Source organism: Paenibacillus sp. HGH0039 (assembly GCF_000411255.1).
Taxonomy (GTDB): Bacteria; Bacillota; Bacilli; order Paenibacillales; family NBRC-103111; genus Paenibacillus_F.
Map to the genome: position 1 here is coordinate 1,094,584 of NZ_KE150412.1, position 14,464 is coordinate 1,109,047.

Below are 14,464 nucleotides of genomic sequence, written 5' to 3' on the forward strand. Positions count from 1 at the left end.
ATTGGCACATTTCATTTGCTATTCTATGTGTTCTTTCTATCAGTATGGACAAAAGCCTGACAAGAAAGAAGCGCCGAAACAATCAGCGCCCCTCTTTTTTGTCCATAGCGCCTTCCGGCGGATTAGATAAGTATACACGAATTGTTGAACCCCGGTCTACTCTCGTCCCCGGCTTCGGCGCCTGGCTGATCACCGTATTTCCCGTGCCGGACTTGGCAATCAGGAAGTCGGAATTCAGGTCTTCGTAGATATCCTGAACGGTGGCTCCCACCAGATCGGGCACTTCTACAACCGGCGTTTCGCCATATTTATATTTTTTGGTCAACTGGTTTTTGTCCGGTTCCACCTTCATGTACCGGAGCGCATCCTGCATGATGTTCTTGACAAGCGGAGCGGCAATCAATCCCCCGAACTGAATGCCCTGAGGATCATCGACCGCTGCATAGACAACCACCTTGGGATTGTCGGCCGGTGCGAATCCGATAAAGGATACGATGTGTTCGTTCGGCGAATAACGGCCGTTTACGACTTTCTGGGCGGTCCCCGTCTTGCCCCCGACCCGGTAGCCGTCAATGAACGCATTGCCGCCGGTCCCTTTTGCCACGACGCTTTCCAGCGCCTCGCGGACTTGCTTCGACGTCGCTTCCGAGATTACCGTATCCACCAACTCCGGTTTGACCGTTTCGATCACACGTCCCGTTTCGGGCTCTATCCATGATTTGGCGACATGCGGCTTGAATAACTTACCCCCGTTAATCGCCGCCGAAACGGCTGTGATCTGCTGAATCGGCGTAACGGATACCCCCTGTCCGAAAGCGGTCGTCGCAAGCTCGACCGGACCCACTTGCGAAGGTTTGAACATAATTCCGTTCTCTTCTCCGCCGAGGTCGATTCCGGTTTTTCTTCCGAAGCCGAAACGCTTGATGTAGTCGAAAAGGGTTTCCTTGCCCAGGCGCTGTCCCAGAACGACAAAACCGGGATTGCAGGAGTTTTCCACGACTTCCAGGAACGATTCACTCCCGTGCCCGCCGCGCTTCCAGCAGCGCAGCCTCGCTCCGCCGACTTCGATAGCTCCCGGATCATGGAATCTTTCGTTTTTCAAGTCAACTTTCTTCTCTTCCAGCGCGGCGGCCAGCGTAATGATCTTGAACGTTGAGCCGGGCTCGTACGTCATCCAGATCGGAAGATTCCGGTTATATGTCTCCACCGGGTATTTCCCGAAATTGCTGGGCTCATAAGTCGGCCGGCTTCCCATGGCGAGAATTTCCCCGTTGTTCGGGTCCATCATAATAGCGATGGCGTGCTTCGGCTGGTACTTCACCATCGCCTGGTCCAGCTCCCGTTCAAGCACCGCCTGCAAGTGCTGGTCGATCGTCAGCTGCAGGTTCAGACCGTCTTTCGGCTCACTATACTGTTCGGTGGAACCCGGCATTTTGCGATTGGCAGCATCTGCCAGATAAGAGACATTGCCTTTGATGCCGGTGAGCAGCTTGTCATACTTGCTCTCCACACCCGTAAGCCCCTGGTTGTACGTTCCCGTGAAACCGAGAATATGCGCCGCTAGGCTGCCGAACGGATAATAGCGGCGGTTATCGCCGGCTACTACGATACCGGGCAGGTTCAGGGCTTTAATCTCCTGCGCCTTCTCCAGCGTAATTTTCCGTCCGGCGGGTTTGATCTCGTTAATGCGTTCCCGCTTCGTAATCTGCTTGTAAATCGAATCGACGGGCGCCTGCAAAACTTCCGCAAGCTTGGCCGCCGTTGCATTCGGATCTTTAAGCTGGACCGGGATGGCCATTATGGACGGCGTGCTGATGTTATACGCCAGTTTCTCTCCGTTGCGGTCCCATATCTCGCCGCGGTTGGCCATAAAAGGAATCTCCCGCCGCCAGGAGTCCTCCGCTTTGGCCGATAAACCGGGGCCGAGCCAAAGCTGCACATACGCCAGCCGGATGATCAGAGCGGCGAACAAGACCGTTCCCAAAATAAGTGCGGCAAACAACCGGCGCCGCACGGTAAAGCTGGACACTCGCATGGATTCGCTCCCCTTCCAGACAAGTCATGACCGTTCTTCTCATGACTATTCCGAACAAGCAGGGGATAGAACAGGCACGTCCGACTTATTCGGACTTTTCCGGGACAGCCTGCTTCTCTTCCGGCGGCGTTAAGATTTCTCCTCCCAGAGGCTGGAGCTGCAGCGTAAGCACGCGGTCGCTTCCTTCGCCCTGCAAAGCCTGCGAGACGACGTAGCCTTCACCGGTACTGGCGGTGCGGATGCCGAGCAGCGTACAGAGCTCGAGCGCGTCCCGCAGCGCCTTGCCTTTCATATCCGGTACCGCAATCTCCGCGGGAGCCTGCATGGCAAGGTATACCCGCTGGTAAGGACCGATCTCGGTGCCGGCTTTCGGATACTGGGCTACCACCTTGGCGCCCTGACCTACGGTTTCAATGTCCACTCCGGCGCGTTCCGCCGCAGCTTTTGCCTGAGCCGCCGTCATGTTGCCGAAATCCACGGCTTTCTGCGTGGACGTCTGAACCGGCGTGACCTGAGCCTGCTGCTTGCTGGACGGGATGCGCAGATAACGAAGGGAATTCTGCATGATTTCTTTGAAAGCCGGAGCCGCCACATAGTGGCCGAGCAGGTAGTTATTTCCCAGCTCAGGCTCATCGGCGATGATAATGAGAACGAACTGCGGATCTTCCACCGGCGCAAAACCGGCAAAAGAAATGACCCACTTGTTGGCCGCATAACCCTTCTGTCCCGGGATAACCTTATTGGCGGTACCTGTTTTACCGGCGATCCGGTAACCTTCGATGTAAGCGTCTTTACCGGTCCCCTTCACTTGATCCGCTACGACCTGCTCCAGATATTCGCCGACTTTTTTGGCCGTCGCGGCGCTAACCGGCTGTCCGACGACTTTAGGTTCTATTTTCTGAATAGGCTGCTGGGTCTTCGGGTCAATGATTTCCTTCACGACATGCGGCCACATCAGCTTGCCGCCGTTTGCGATCGCTCCGTACGCGGCCGCTTCCTGAATGGCCGTTGCCGTCAAGGCTTGTCCATACGTAGCCGCCGCATAGTCGACCTCGTAGGCAAGATTTGTCTGTCCGGCAACCTCGCCGTACAAATCAATGCCTGTCTTTTTACCGAAACCGAACCGGTCGATATAATCCTTCAAACGCTCGACACCGAGCATTTTATAACCCAAGTTGACAAAAGCCACGTTACTGGATCTTTTCAGTCCATCTAAGTACGAAATAGGCCCCCATCCGATTCTGTTATGATCATAAACCGGTTTTCGACCGGGCACTTGGACGGAACCCGATTTAAAAGTTGCTCCGGGATTAAAAACACCCTCCTCCACAGCAGCCGCCAGTGTAACCAGCTTAAACGTGGAACCCGGCTCGTACTGGGACTGAACGTTGTGGTTGGTCTGGTCCCCGCCCTTCCAAAATTCATTCGGGTTGTAATTCGGGTAGCTCGCCATCCCCAAAATTTCCATCGTCTTCGGATCGGCCGCAATCGCCATCAAGCCTTTCGGGTGCCATTGATCCATAACTTTGGAGAGGGCGTTCTCCATGTAGTATTGAATGTTTTTGTCAATCGTCAGCTTGACATAATTCCCGTTAACGGGAGGCACATAAACGGATTTGCTCTGAACGAGCTCGACACCGTTTTTGTCGCTGTTATAGCTGAGCGAGCCCGGCGTTCCTTTGAGCTGTTCGTCCAGCTGCGCTTCGATGCCCATGCTCGCCTTGCCTTCGCGGTTTGTATACCCGAGAATATGCGCGGCCAAAGAATTGCCCGGGTAATAACGCTTCTTCCCGGTCGTAAGATAAATGCCCACATCGGCCTGCGTACCGTATTTCTTTTTATCTTTATCGTTCAATTGCTGCTGGAGTTTCTTAACGAGCTGCTGTACCTGATCGGCTTTCGCCTTGTCGATGTTTTTGCCTTCGTTGTTCAATTCGACATTGACGAGATACGCGTCCTCGGGCTTCGGTTCTTTTTTCGCGTCTTTTTTGTTGTCTTTCTTATCGTCCTCGGCTGCATTAGCTGCATTTGACTGGGCAGCCGCAGGATCTACCGCTCTTTTCTTCGTAGCCAGGCCTTTGATTTTATCGGACAGGTTTGGAGAATCCGAGTTATCTTTTAGAATCTCCGTCAGCCCGGCCGTAATATCGTCCGCAAGCCCTGTCTGATAGATCACTTTCGGATTCAGCGAAACCGAGTAAGCCGGAACCTCTTCCGCCAGAATCCGTCCTTCCCGGTCGAGAATCTTGCCCCTCTCGGCCGGTACGACCCGGTCGGTTTCCCACCTTTTCTCCGCTTCATTAAGAAGCTTGCTGGCGCTGACTCCCTGGATCCATAAAATCCGGCCTAAAAAAACAATAAAAAGAAGGGTAAAAAACCCTCCAATTAGTAGTGAGCGCATTTTCATTTTCTTAACCATGTACGTCCCCACCTCAAATCGAAATTGCCTGCCCGCTAGCGACCCGCCGCGACGGAACTTTTCTTATCTATGGAGGCTTGACCCGAACCAGGCGTCACTTGTCTGACCTGATCGTCACCGGCAGGCTTGAGCCCTTTTTCCTTCGCGATGGCTTCGAGTCTTTCCGGGTCTTTCAGTTTCTGAACTTCCTGCTGGTTGGCATCGTTTTCCGCTTTGAGCATTGTAATCGTGGTCTTGGTCGTCTTAATCTCGCTGTTGATCTGATAGATGGTTGTGTAGCGCCATACGATTCCGGTCGCAACGAGCACGCAGACTATAACCAAAAGCAAATACATGAGCTTCTCTCCGACAGGCAGCGGCTTGTTTTTGACAATCACTTTCTTCGTTTCACGAACGGTCACGCGTTGACTGGTTGCTGTCGACTTTTCGGCTAAATTTCCTTGGATATATCCGGGCATAAGTTCCTCCTGATTACAGCTTTTCTGCGATTCGTAATTTGGCTGATCTGGCTCTAGTATTGTGTTCGAGTTCAGCAGAACCTGCTGTAATCGGCTTCCGGTTCACAAGCTTTACCACACCGGTGTTTCCGCATACGCACATGGGGAAATCCGGAGGGCAGGTGCACCGTCCCACATAGCTGCTAAAAATTTGTTTGCATATACGATCCTCAAGCGAATGGAACGTGATGACGGAAATCCGCCCGCCCGGAGCCAGGCACCGCACCGATTGATGCAGCGCGTCCTCGAAAGCCCCGAGTTCGTCGTTAACGGCAATCCGCAAAGCCTGGAAGCTTCTTTTGGCGGGATGTCCGCCTGTTCTCCGCGCGGCTGCGGGGATGCCTTCTTTAATCAGCTCGACCAGTTGGCTCGTCGTTTCGATCGGGCCGTCCGCCCTGGCTCTTACGATAGCGCCTGCTATACGGCGAGAAAATTTCTCCTCCCCGTATACAAACAAGATGCGGGCGATTTCGGCTTCCGGCCACTCGTTCACGATGATTTTGGCGGTAAGCTCCGTACTGCGGTCCATGCGCATATCCAATTCGGCTTCCTGGTGGTAGCTGAATCCTCGTTCCGCCTCATCGAGCTGAGGTGAGGAAACTCCAAGGTCAAACAAAATTCCGTTGACCTGCGGGGCTCCGTCGCGGAACGCTCTCGGCTCATCCCGGAGCACTTCTTCAATGCGTCGAAAGTTCGTTTTGACAATTTTGACCCGGTCCCGGTAGGGCGCGAGTATGTGTTCGGCGTTCGCAAGCGCCGCATCGTCCTGATCCAGGGCTATCAGAAGTCCTTCCGGACCCAGTCTGGAGGCGATTAAGGAACTGTGTCCCGCCCCTCCCAGCGTACAATCCACGTATACGCCGTCAGGTTGTATGTGTAGACCGTCAACTGCCTCTTCTTTTAAAACGGTGATGTGATGAAACAAACTCATTTCCCTCCCTAAGTAACTCGCAGAGCTTACTCGTGATGTTATAAGTCAAAATCGAAATCAACCAGCTTCTCGGCAATTTCGTTAAAAGACTGTTCCGACTGCTCAAAATAGCTTTCCCAAACCGACTTGCTCCAAATCTCGACTCGATTGGAAACGCCGAGCACAACGCAGTCTTTCTCGAGTTTGGCATGCTCCACCAGGTTGTTCGGAATATTGACCCTTCCCTGCTTGTCCAGCTCGCTTTCCGTTGCCCCGGAAAAGAAAAAACGCGTAAAAGCGCGCGCATCGGCTTTCATAAGCGGCAGTGCTTTCAGCTTCTGTTCCAGAACGCTCCATTCAGACTTAGGGTACACAAACAAACATTGGTCCAAACCGCGGGTGACGACAAAGGATACACCGAGGGCTTCGCGAAACTTAGCCGGAATAATGAGCCGGCCCTTCTCGTCAATGTTATGCTGGTATTCCCCCATAAACATTGACCCTCACCCCTTTCGCCCCACTTTGCGCCACTTTTCTCCACTTCAGTATGTTTACTTCTTCATTTACACGCAAAATCCTTCTATTAAGCATAAATCGTTAAAATTAATTTTTCTCATTTTGTGGATAAGTCGGCTAAAAAAATAAAAAAGTCCGGCGCAGATGCGCCAGACTGTGGATAATTTGATTATTTTTCTTTTTCCGGATCTTGTTGTTCGGCTTGCTGCACGGGGGCCGCATTGTCCTCAAGCGGCTGATTATCGGAAGCTTGCGCCGGAGTCTGTGCTTCCACTTGCCTGATTCGGCGCTTGCTTTTCGACCGGAGGAAAAAATAAATGGGCAGCCCAATGACCAGAGCGATAGCAGCCACAGGAATCAAAGCCGTCATAAAAATGACGAGGCCTTTAAAAATCATAACCATAAAGTCCACGCTTTTGGTAAATGTACTTCCAATCTGCTTGCCGAAAGGCGTTCCGGCCCCTTTTAAAAGCGCCCCTTCCTTCGGCTGATACAGCTTCAGTTCTATAGTCGAGTACTCTACGTTTTGATCCAGAAAACGCATCCGGCCTTTGATCCGTTCAATCTCTTCCTGGACTTTGCCAAGCTCCGCGGAAAAAGCGAGCAGCTCGTCGGACTTCGTCGCCTTCTCCATAAACGCCAGCAGCCTGGCCTCCACGACCTCCTTCGCTTTAAGCCGGGAAGTCAGGTCCACGTACTCCTCCGTCACGTCCTGACCCGTTATATTTCTTTGCCGGGTGGGGCTGATTTTCTCGATGCCGTCGAGAAGCGAAGGAAAACCTCCCGCTGCGACTTTGATCGTAAATGTGCCCCCTATTTCGGAGGCGGTGTTGTCTTCGGTAAACTGCAGGATATACGCGCCGCTCGCTGTAACCAGCTCACGCAGAGCCTTCTGCGCTTTGGCGTAGTCCTCCACTTCGGCTGCGAGATTCCCCTTGTAGATCACCTTGCGGTCAAATCCGTCTGCGGCCGCCGGAGTTGCAGACGGATTAACGGCGGCAGGTGCGGGGGAGGCACTGTTTCCATCGGCTTGCTTGTCCGCGCCTTCTTTCTTCATTAATTCCGTGTTCGCGGAAGTAGTTGCAGCGACTCCCGATTTCTGGTCGGCCGTTGAAGCCCCCTTATCGGCAGCGCTGCATCCCGTCAAGCTGGCACCTATAAGCAGCGCGACGATCAATCCCCGCCTTGCTATTCTAAAACTGTCCCGTTTGCCGTCTCCGTCCCTTTCCTGCTTCCTTCCCCTTACCGGATGGTTGTGTTTCATAAGACCCCCTATGGTTATTCCATATTTTTCTATTCATTCTTTTTGACGCATTCTTATCGGGGAAGTTGCAAACCGGTTCGGGAAATTTTCCGCTCCTTGCAGCCATCTGCGGCCACAAAATACAGCCAATAAAAAAACGCCTCCCGCTTCCGGTTATACACCGGAAACAAGAAGCGATTTCTAACCATTCAATAGATTAATGCTCCTGCCAGCTTTGCAGATAAGCCTTCTGCTCATCGGAAAGCCGGTCGATGGAAATGCCGAGCGACTCCAGCTTGTAGCGCGCTACCTGCTCATCAAGCTCGTAAGGAACATTCACGACGGTTTTACCGATCTCTTCGTAACGTTCGTTCACGTACTTGAGCGACAACGCTTGAAGCGCGAAGGTCATATCCATAATCTCCGCCGGATGCCCGTCTCCTGCCGCCAGGTTAACCAGACGTCCTTCCGCCAGGAGATAAATTTTACGTCCGTCTTTCAGCTGGTATTCTTCGATGTTACGGCGTACCGTACGCACGGAAGAAGACTGGGCTGCCAGTTCGGGTTTGTTGACCTCCACATCGAAGTGCCCCGCATTGGACAAAATCGCGCCGTCCTTCATCACTTCGAAATGCTCGCCGCGGATCACGTCGCGGTTGCCCGTCACCGTTACGAAATAATCGCCGATTTTAGCCGCTTCGGACATCGGAAGAACGGTAAATCCGTCCATGTAAGCCTCAACCGCTTTAATCGCGTCGATCTCCGTAACGACGACTTGAGCGCCCAGACCTTTGGCACGCATCGCAACGCCTTTGCCGCACCAGCCGTAGCCGACCACGACAACGGTTTTGCCGGCGACCACCAGGTTAGTCGTACGGTTGATTCCGTCGAATACGGATTGTCCGGTTCCGTAGCGGTTGTCGAACAAGTACTTGCAGAACGCATCGTTTACGGCCACCATCGGGAACTCCAGACGGCCTTCCTTGTCAAGCGCCTTCAGGCGCAGGATGCCGGTCGTCGTTTCTTCCGCTCCGCCGCGCACGCCTGCCAGCAAGTCTCTGCGCTCCGAGTGAAGAATAGTTACCAGATCGCCGCCGTCGTCGATAATCAGATCCGGCTTCGTTTCGAGCGTTTTGATCATGAGCTCTTTGTATTCCTTCGGATCGGGATTGTACTTGGCGAACACGGTAATGCCGTCTTCCGCCAGAGCCGCGCAAACGTCGTCCTGCGTCGATAGCGGGTTGCTTCCCGTAATCGTCACTTCCGCTCCGCCCGCTTGAACGACTTTCGCCAGATAGGCGGTTTTCGCTTCCAAATGAAGAGAAATGGCTACTTTAAGGCCGCGAAACGGCTGCTCTTTCTCGAACTGCTCGCGGATACGGTTTAATACCGGCATATGCGCCTGAACCCAATCGATTTTCAAATGCCCTTCGGGCGCCAGAGATTGATCCGCTACGATGCTGCGTTCTACTGCGTTCATCCAACTATTCCTCCTCGATTGCTAAAATCTTCTTCTATATAGGCTGTCTAGTTAAATATAAACCAGGTAGTGGCCCCCGTCCATCGGCAAATCCGCCTCCAGCAGCTCTTGGAGCCATTTATCCCCGTATCGGTTCAAATAGGCACATACGTTATATACCCGCTCCTGCGGTTTGCCCAGCGGCATCAGAGCCAGCTCAATGCGCTTCCATTGGGATAAGGCCGTGTCATGCCGGCGGGCAAGCGCCTGCTCCGCCTTGCGTTCCAGGTAATCGATCTGGTGAAGGATCTTATCCAGATTGGTATGCCCCAGCTCCGGCAGTCCCGCTTCGATAGCGGCAAGCGAGTCCACGAGAGGGGTGTACACCTCTTTCACGCGTACGCGCGCTTCTTCAAACCGTTCCCGAACCGGAAAAGGGCTCTGCGCGCGGAGCCACGCTTCTCTCCGCTCGTCAATGCCCGCCTTCACGTCATCCATGGACAGGTCGTACCGGTCCATCCATTTCGTTACGGCATCTTCGACGAGCGTGAACTCCAGCCGCGGCAGGACAATCGGCATCGTCATGCCGTGCAGCGCGAACGCGTCCCGCGTCATCGCCCAGTAGGCCACTTCCGCGGGTCCGAGCACGGTGCCCAGCACCGGAAGCAGGAACTCCTGCATGAGCGGGCGGGAAAGAACGCCGTTGCTGAGGCGTTCCGGCTCCCTCTCCGCGAGGGCCAGCAAGTCTTCCCTGCTGTAGGCGCGCAGGTCTTTCTTGTCGGCGAAGCCTTCCCCGCTGCGCTGCAGCAGGACTCGCTCGCCGCTCGGGTCGATGACGAACAGATGCGACTGTTCGTCCGTCACGTCCACTTGAGGCGCGTAGCCGAGCGCCTCCAGCTCGCCGCGGCCGCGCATCAGGGCGTCCGCCAGAAGCTCGTTAGCGCCGACGAGACGCGTGAACATCGGCGCCTCCAGCTTACGCAGGGCGGAATCGTCCGCGTCGAGGAGGACTAGCCCGCTGTCGCCGAACAGCGCAGCCATCCAGCCGGCAAACGTGTCGCTGAGCGTGGCCAGGCCGTTCATGGACGAACGCAGGCGGCTCAGCAGCTCCGTCTTGTGCGGGCTGTCCGGCAGCGACTCATCCAGCCGGCGGAGCGCATCTTCCCACGTCTGTTCATCCGCCTGCCAGCGGCTGACGGATGTCCGCAGATTCCACGGACGGCGGATCGATAGTTTATGTACGTCCAGTTCCGGACGCTGCACCTGGATGTGGTCGACCTCATCGAAATCGTGATCCTCTCCGGCGATCCAGAATACCGGTATGACAGGCGTACCCAGCTCCGCCTGAGCTTGCCTCGCGGCGATAAGAACGGTAATCGCTTTGTAGATGACAAGCAGCGGCCCTCCGAACAAGCCGGCCTGCTGGCCTCCCACTACGGTAAGCGAATTCTCCTCGGCCAGACCGGCAGCCGCACTCAGCGCCGTCTCCCGGTTGCCGATACGGCGGTTATATTCAAGCAGCACCTCGGCCAGACGCTTCCGGTCCGCCCGGTTCGCTTCCGTTTGGCGGACAGCTTCGGCGCGGCGGTGCAAACTTCCTTTGTCCCATGGATTATAATCAAACAATGCCGACACACGGTCGAAATGATGGATGTAATCCTCGGTTAAAGGTTGGCTCTTCTTCCATTGATAAGCTTTCCACGGCATCTCTCTGCAGCCGCCTCCCCCGTAACCACTGTCGGATTTTTACTCTTAATTGATTGTACACGGCAATGACCTTGACGTCAAAATGGAAGTTGCTAATTTTTTTATATCGGGTACAAAAAATGCCGTTCCTTCTCTCCGTCTGCAGACCTAGATCCCTTACCGCCTCAGGCTGCTGAGAGCTTCATTCGCGCGCCTCTTTCATATTCTTCCAATATCTTCTATTATGAATAGAGAACGTACCGCTCGAAAAAAGAAAGGATCGATACCGATGAATGTGTTCCAAAACCGTATGTTTGTCAAACTGTTTACCGCCAGCTTTTTCTCGCAGCTCGGCACCATGATCGGAAATATGGCGTTTGCCTTCTTCCTGCTCGACCGCTTCAGCTCCCAGCCCTTCTATATGACACTGGCCGAGATGATGTATTCCCTACCGACCTTGTTCGTGTTCTTTATCGTCGGAGTTGCGGCCGACCGGATGAACCGGAAGTCCATTTGTTTATATTCCAATTATATTCGAATCGGACTGACTGTCCTGCTCTTCCTCTCGCTTTTTCTGGAAATATTGCCGCTCACGTTCCTGATTCTGTTCCTTCGCAGCGCGGTCGCGAAATTTTTCGCCCCGGCCGAAACCGGCCTTGTGCAAGGCATCTTATCCAAGGAGCAGTATATGCAGGCTGCCGGTTTGAACCAGACGGTGTTCGGCTTGTTCATGCTCTTCGGAACGGCCCTCGGAGCTTTGGCGTATCACTGGATCGGAGTAGAAGGCGCCGTCATAATCGACGGATTGGGGTTTATTCTCTCGGCTCTCCTTATCCGTTCCTGCAGTTTTGAAGAGAAAGTACAGCAGCCTAACGGACCCGGAAAATGGCGGGATATGAGCGTTAAAACCGTTTGGGGAGATTTTGCCGAAGGCTTGAAATATATCTGGAGGAAGCCTCTCTTGCTGTCGATCATTACCGGTTTTATCCTCTTCGGATTTGTTAACGGCGGCTTTACCGTCCTTCCCCTGTTCTCGCTGAAATACAAACTCGCAGCCTATGAGTATGAGAAATTCGCTTCGCTCTTATCCGTTAGCCTAGGCGTAGGGGTACTGGTCGGCAGCGCTCTCGGGACCATTTTGGCCAAAAAAATAAAACCGCACGTCATGATCATAGGCAGCGTCGTCTCCAGCGGACTTATGGTGATCGGAATCAATTACGTCAATGACATCTGGCTGTTTCTAATCGGCTTCCTCTTTACGGGAATACTAATAGCACCTGCCAATATAGCTATCGGCGGCTGGATGCCGCAAATTGTGGATGGCAAAATGATGGGGCGGGTAAACGCGTGGATCGATCCGCTAATGATGGGGGCTCAGTCCCTTGCGCTCGGACTTATCGCTTTGTTCTACCCGCGATTTATCTCGCTGGACTGGATTTACATAGTACTGGGCTCGCTTATGCTTGTCGTAGCCGTCTTTTACACTCTCAAGCTTCCCAAACAGGCTGCTGAGGAAGAGTCCGCTCCGAAAGAGTCTCAAGAGAAACCCGTGCAAGGGGCCCCGTCCGTATCGGGTTAAAGCGTTACGTCTACCGTAGATATATGCGGCAACACGATAAAAAAACCGCCCGTCTCGCATCTCCTGGACCGGAGTGCGAACGGGCGGTTCTTATAATGAAACGATTAATGATTAGTACAAGTGGCAGGATACGAAATGCCCCGGCTCCACTTCTTTCATCGGAGGCATCGTTACCGCGCATTGATCCATAGCTTTAGGGCAGCGGGTCCGGAAAGGACAGCCGCTAGGCGGGTTCAACGGGCTCGGAACCTCGCCTTTCAGGATGATGCGTTCACGCTTGCGCTCGATTTCCGGATCCGGAATCGGAATCGCGGAAAGCAGAGATTCGGTGTACGGGTGAAGCGGGTTTGCATAAAGCTCCTTGGAAGTGGTGACTTCCACCAGATTCCCCAGGTACATAACGCCGATACGATCGGAGATGTGCTTCACCATCGCAAGGTCATGCGCGATGAACAGGTAAGTCAGACCCCGGTCCTTTTGCAGCTTCTTGAACAGGTTGACGACCTGTGCCTGTACGGACACGTCGAGTGCGGAAATCGGCTCGTCCGCAATAATGAACTGCGGTTCGATTGCGAGCGCGCGGGCGATCCCGATACGCTGACGCTGACCGCCGGAAAATTCGTGCGGGAAGCGGCCGGCGTGCTCGGCGTTCAGGCCTACCGCATCCAGCAGTTCGACTACGCGTTCGCGGCGTTTGCTGCCGGAAGCGACACCGTGGATGTCGAGACCTTCCGCGATGATGTTGCCGACCGTCATTCTCGGGTTAAGCGAGGCGTACGGATCCTGAAACACCATCTGCATGTTCCGGTGAAACTCGCGCATTTTGCGGCCGCTCAGTTTATGAACGTTCTCGCCGTTAAAAATAACTTCGCCGTCCGTCGCCTCGTAGAGGCGGATGATCGTACGTCCTGCGGTGGATTTACCGCAGCCGGATTCACCGACCAGACCGAAAGTTTCACCGCGTTTGATATCAATCGAGAAGTTATCGACCGCTTTCAGGATTTTGCCCTGGCCGAGGTCGAAGTGCTTCTTCATATTACGGATGGATAAGATCGTTTGATCAGACATGCTGCTTCCCTCCTACTTCAACGGGACGCTCGACTTTAGGCGCATCCGGATGGAGCAGCCAGCAGGCTGCGCTGTGCTCGGCCGAAAGCTGGGTATGTTCCGGATCTTCCTCTACGCACACTTTCATGGCGTAAGGACAGCGTGCCGCGAACGCACAACCTTTCGGCGGAGCGAACAAGTCCGGCGGCGTTCCCGGAATCGGGATAAGCTCTTCGTCCGCCCGCGTATCGAGACGGGGAACGGATTTCAGAAGTCCCCATGTGTAAGGATGTCTCGGATCGTAGAAGATTTCGTCTACGGTCCCTTTCTCCACGATTTTACCCGCGTACATCACGACCACGCGTTCAGCCATTTCGGCAACGACGCCAAGGTCATGCGTAATCAGAATGATGGAGGAACCCGTTTTTATGGACAGTTCTCTCATCAGATCGATGATCTGGGCTTGGACGGTAACGTCGAGAGCCGTTGTAGGCTCATCCGCGATGAGCAGTTTCGGGTTGCAGGCCAGGGCGATGGCAATCATAACCCGCTGACGCATACCGCCCGAAAATTCATGCGGGTACTGCTTGATACGGCCTTCCACGTTGGAGAGACCGACCAGACGAAGCAGTTCCATCGAACGCTGACGCGCCTGCTCCTTCGTCATCCCCTGGTGCTTGATCAAGCTTTCGCTGATCTGTCTGCCCACGGTCATGGTCGGATTGAGCGATGTCATCGGATCCTGGAAAATCATACCCATTTCGGAACCGCGAACGGATTCCATTTGTCTATTGGAAAGCTTGGTGATATCCACCTTGCCTTTTTTACCCTCAAAAAGGATGGACCCTCCTTTAATAACGCCGGGAGGTGAAGGAATCAGACGCATAAGCGTTTGGGAGGTTACGGATTTACCGCAGCCGGACTCCCCTACGATTGCAAGCACTTCGCCTTTTCTAAGATCGAATGTGACACCGCGAACCGCCTGAACTTCACCTGCGTAGGTGTTAAAGGAGACCTTCAAATCCTTTACTTCCAAAATATTTTCTTTGGGCTTACTCAAGGTACTCCCTCCC

Annotated in this window: 11 protein-coding genes; 1 reads left to right on the top strand and 10 read right to left on the bottom strand. The window is 54.0% G+C overall.

Annotation, left to right across the window (positions count from 1 at the left end; all coding sequences use genetic code 11):
• Window positions 1-82 precede the first annotated feature (82 nt).
• The 8 genes from HMPREF1207_RS04730 to bshC all read right to left on the bottom strand — a co-directional run bounded on the left by HMPREF1207_RS04730 (window position 83) and on the right by bshC (window position 10,786).
• Window positions 83-2,035: a stage V sporulation protein D gene (locus tag HMPREF1207_RS04730; protein ID WP_009671774.1), complete on the bottom strand. Its 1,953-nt coding sequence runs from the start codon at window positions 2,033-2,035 to the stop codon at window positions 83-85.
• 85 nt (window positions 2,036-2,120) lie between these two features.
• Window positions 2,121-4,454 carry a penicillin-binding transpeptidase domain-containing protein gene (locus HMPREF1207_RS04735; protein WP_009671849.1) on the bottom strand — a complete coding sequence of 778 codons (2,334 nt, stop codon included), beginning with the start codon at window positions 4,452-4,454 and terminating at the stop codon, window positions 2,121-2,123.
• A gap of 35 nt (window positions 4,455-4,489) precedes the next feature.
• A complete protein-coding gene (ftsL, locus tag HMPREF1207_RS04740; protein ID WP_009671837.1) occupies window positions 4,490-4,912 on the bottom strand; it encodes a cell division protein FtsL in 423 nt (140 codons plus the stop codon).
• Between the two features lie 13 nt (window positions 4,913-4,925).
• The gene (rsmH, locus tag HMPREF1207_RS04745; protein ID WP_016423472.1) at window positions 4,926-5,876 is read right to left on the bottom strand and encodes a 16S rRNA (cytosine(1402)-N(4))-methyltransferase RsmH; all 951 of its coding nucleotides are present in this window, start codon (window positions 5,874-5,876) and stop codon (window positions 4,926-4,928) included.
• A gap of 44 nt (window positions 5,877-5,920) precedes the next feature.
• Window positions 5,921-6,358, bottom strand: a complete 438-nt coding sequence (mraZ, locus tag HMPREF1207_RS04750; RefSeq protein ID WP_009671842.1) for a division/cell wall cluster transcriptional repressor MraZ — start codon at window positions 6,356-6,358, stop codon at window positions 5,921-5,923.
• Window positions 6,359-6,546: 188 nt separating this feature from the next.
• On the bottom strand, window positions 6,547-7,641 hold the full coding sequence (locus tag HMPREF1207_RS04755) for a DUF4349 domain-containing protein (protein ID WP_009671820.1): 1,095 nt from the start codon (window positions 7,639-7,641) through the stop codon (window positions 6,547-6,549).
• A gap of 196 nt (window positions 7,642-7,837) precedes the next feature.
• Entirely contained in the window at window positions 7,838-9,100 is a 1,263-nt protein-coding gene (locus HMPREF1207_RS04760) for an adenosylhomocysteinase (protein WP_009671776.1), read from the bottom strand.
• 51 nt (window positions 9,101-9,151) lie between these two features.
• On the bottom strand, window positions 9,152-10,786 hold the full coding sequence (gene bshC, locus HMPREF1207_RS04765) for a bacillithiol biosynthesis cysteine-adding enzyme BshC (protein ID WP_009671811.1): 1,635 nt from the start codon (window positions 10,784-10,786) through the stop codon (window positions 9,152-9,154).
• 268 nt (window positions 10,787-11,054) lie between these two features.
• Here bshC and HMPREF1207_RS04770 point away from each other — a divergent pair, with 268 nt between their 5' ends.
• Window positions 11,055-12,344, top strand: coding sequence for an MFS transporter (locus tag HMPREF1207_RS04770; RefSeq protein ID WP_016423474.1), 1,290 nt, complete (start codon window positions 11,055-11,057; stop codon window positions 12,342-12,344).
• Window positions 12,345-12,455: 111 nt separating this feature from the next.
• On the opposite strand, the gene HMPREF1207_RS04775 is transcribed toward HMPREF1207_RS04770, so the two are convergent.
• Window positions 12,456-13,412: an ABC transporter ATP-binding protein gene (locus HMPREF1207_RS04775; protein WP_009671336.1), complete on the bottom strand. Its 957-nt coding sequence runs from the start codon at window positions 13,410-13,412 to the stop codon at window positions 12,456-12,458.
• On the bottom strand, window positions 13,405-14,451 hold the full coding sequence (locus tag HMPREF1207_RS04780) for an ABC transporter ATP-binding protein (RefSeq protein ID WP_009671339.1): 1,047 nt from the start codon (window positions 14,449-14,451) through the stop codon (window positions 13,405-13,407). The genes HMPREF1207_RS04775 and HMPREF1207_RS04780 overlap by 8 nt, the downstream gene beginning before the upstream one ends.
• Between the last annotated feature and the right edge of the window lie 13 nt (window positions 14,452-14,464).

Excerpts from the sequence above, each read along its gene's own strand:
- HMPREF1207_RS04730 (WP_009671774.1), bottom strand. The coding sequence starts at position 2,035 with ATGCGAGTGTCCAGCTTTACCGTGCGGCGCCGGTTGTTTGCCGCACTT.
- HMPREF1207_RS04735 (WP_009671849.1), bottom strand. The coding sequence starts at position 4,454 with ATGGTTAAGAAAATGAAAATGCGCTCACTACTAATTGGAGGGTTTTTT.
- ftsL (WP_009671837.1), bottom strand. The coding sequence starts at position 4,912 with ATGCCCGGATATATCCAAGGAAATTTAGCCGAAAAGTCGACAGCAACC.
- mraZ (WP_009671842.1), bottom strand. The coding sequence starts at position 6,358 with ATGTTTATGGGGGAATACCAGCATAACATTGACGAGAAGGGCCGGCTC.
- HMPREF1207_RS04755 (WP_009671820.1), bottom strand. The coding sequence starts at position 7,641 with ATGAAACACAACCATCCGGTAAGGGGAAGGAAGCAGGAAAGGGACGGA.
- HMPREF1207_RS04760 (WP_009671776.1), bottom strand. The coding sequence starts at position 9,100 with ATGAACGCAGTAGAACGCAGCATCGTAGCGGATCAATCTCTGGCGCCC.
- bshC (WP_009671811.1), bottom strand. The coding sequence starts at position 10,786 with ATGCCGTGGAAAGCTTATCAATGGAAGAAGAGCCAACCTTTAACCGAG.
- HMPREF1207_RS04770 (WP_016423474.1), top strand. The coding sequence starts at position 11,055 with ATGAATGTGTTCCAAAACCGTATGTTTGTCAAACTGTTTACCGCCAGC.
- HMPREF1207_RS04775 (WP_009671336.1), bottom strand. The coding sequence starts at position 13,412 with ATGTCTGATCAAACGATCTTATCCATCCGTAATATGAAGAAGCACTTC.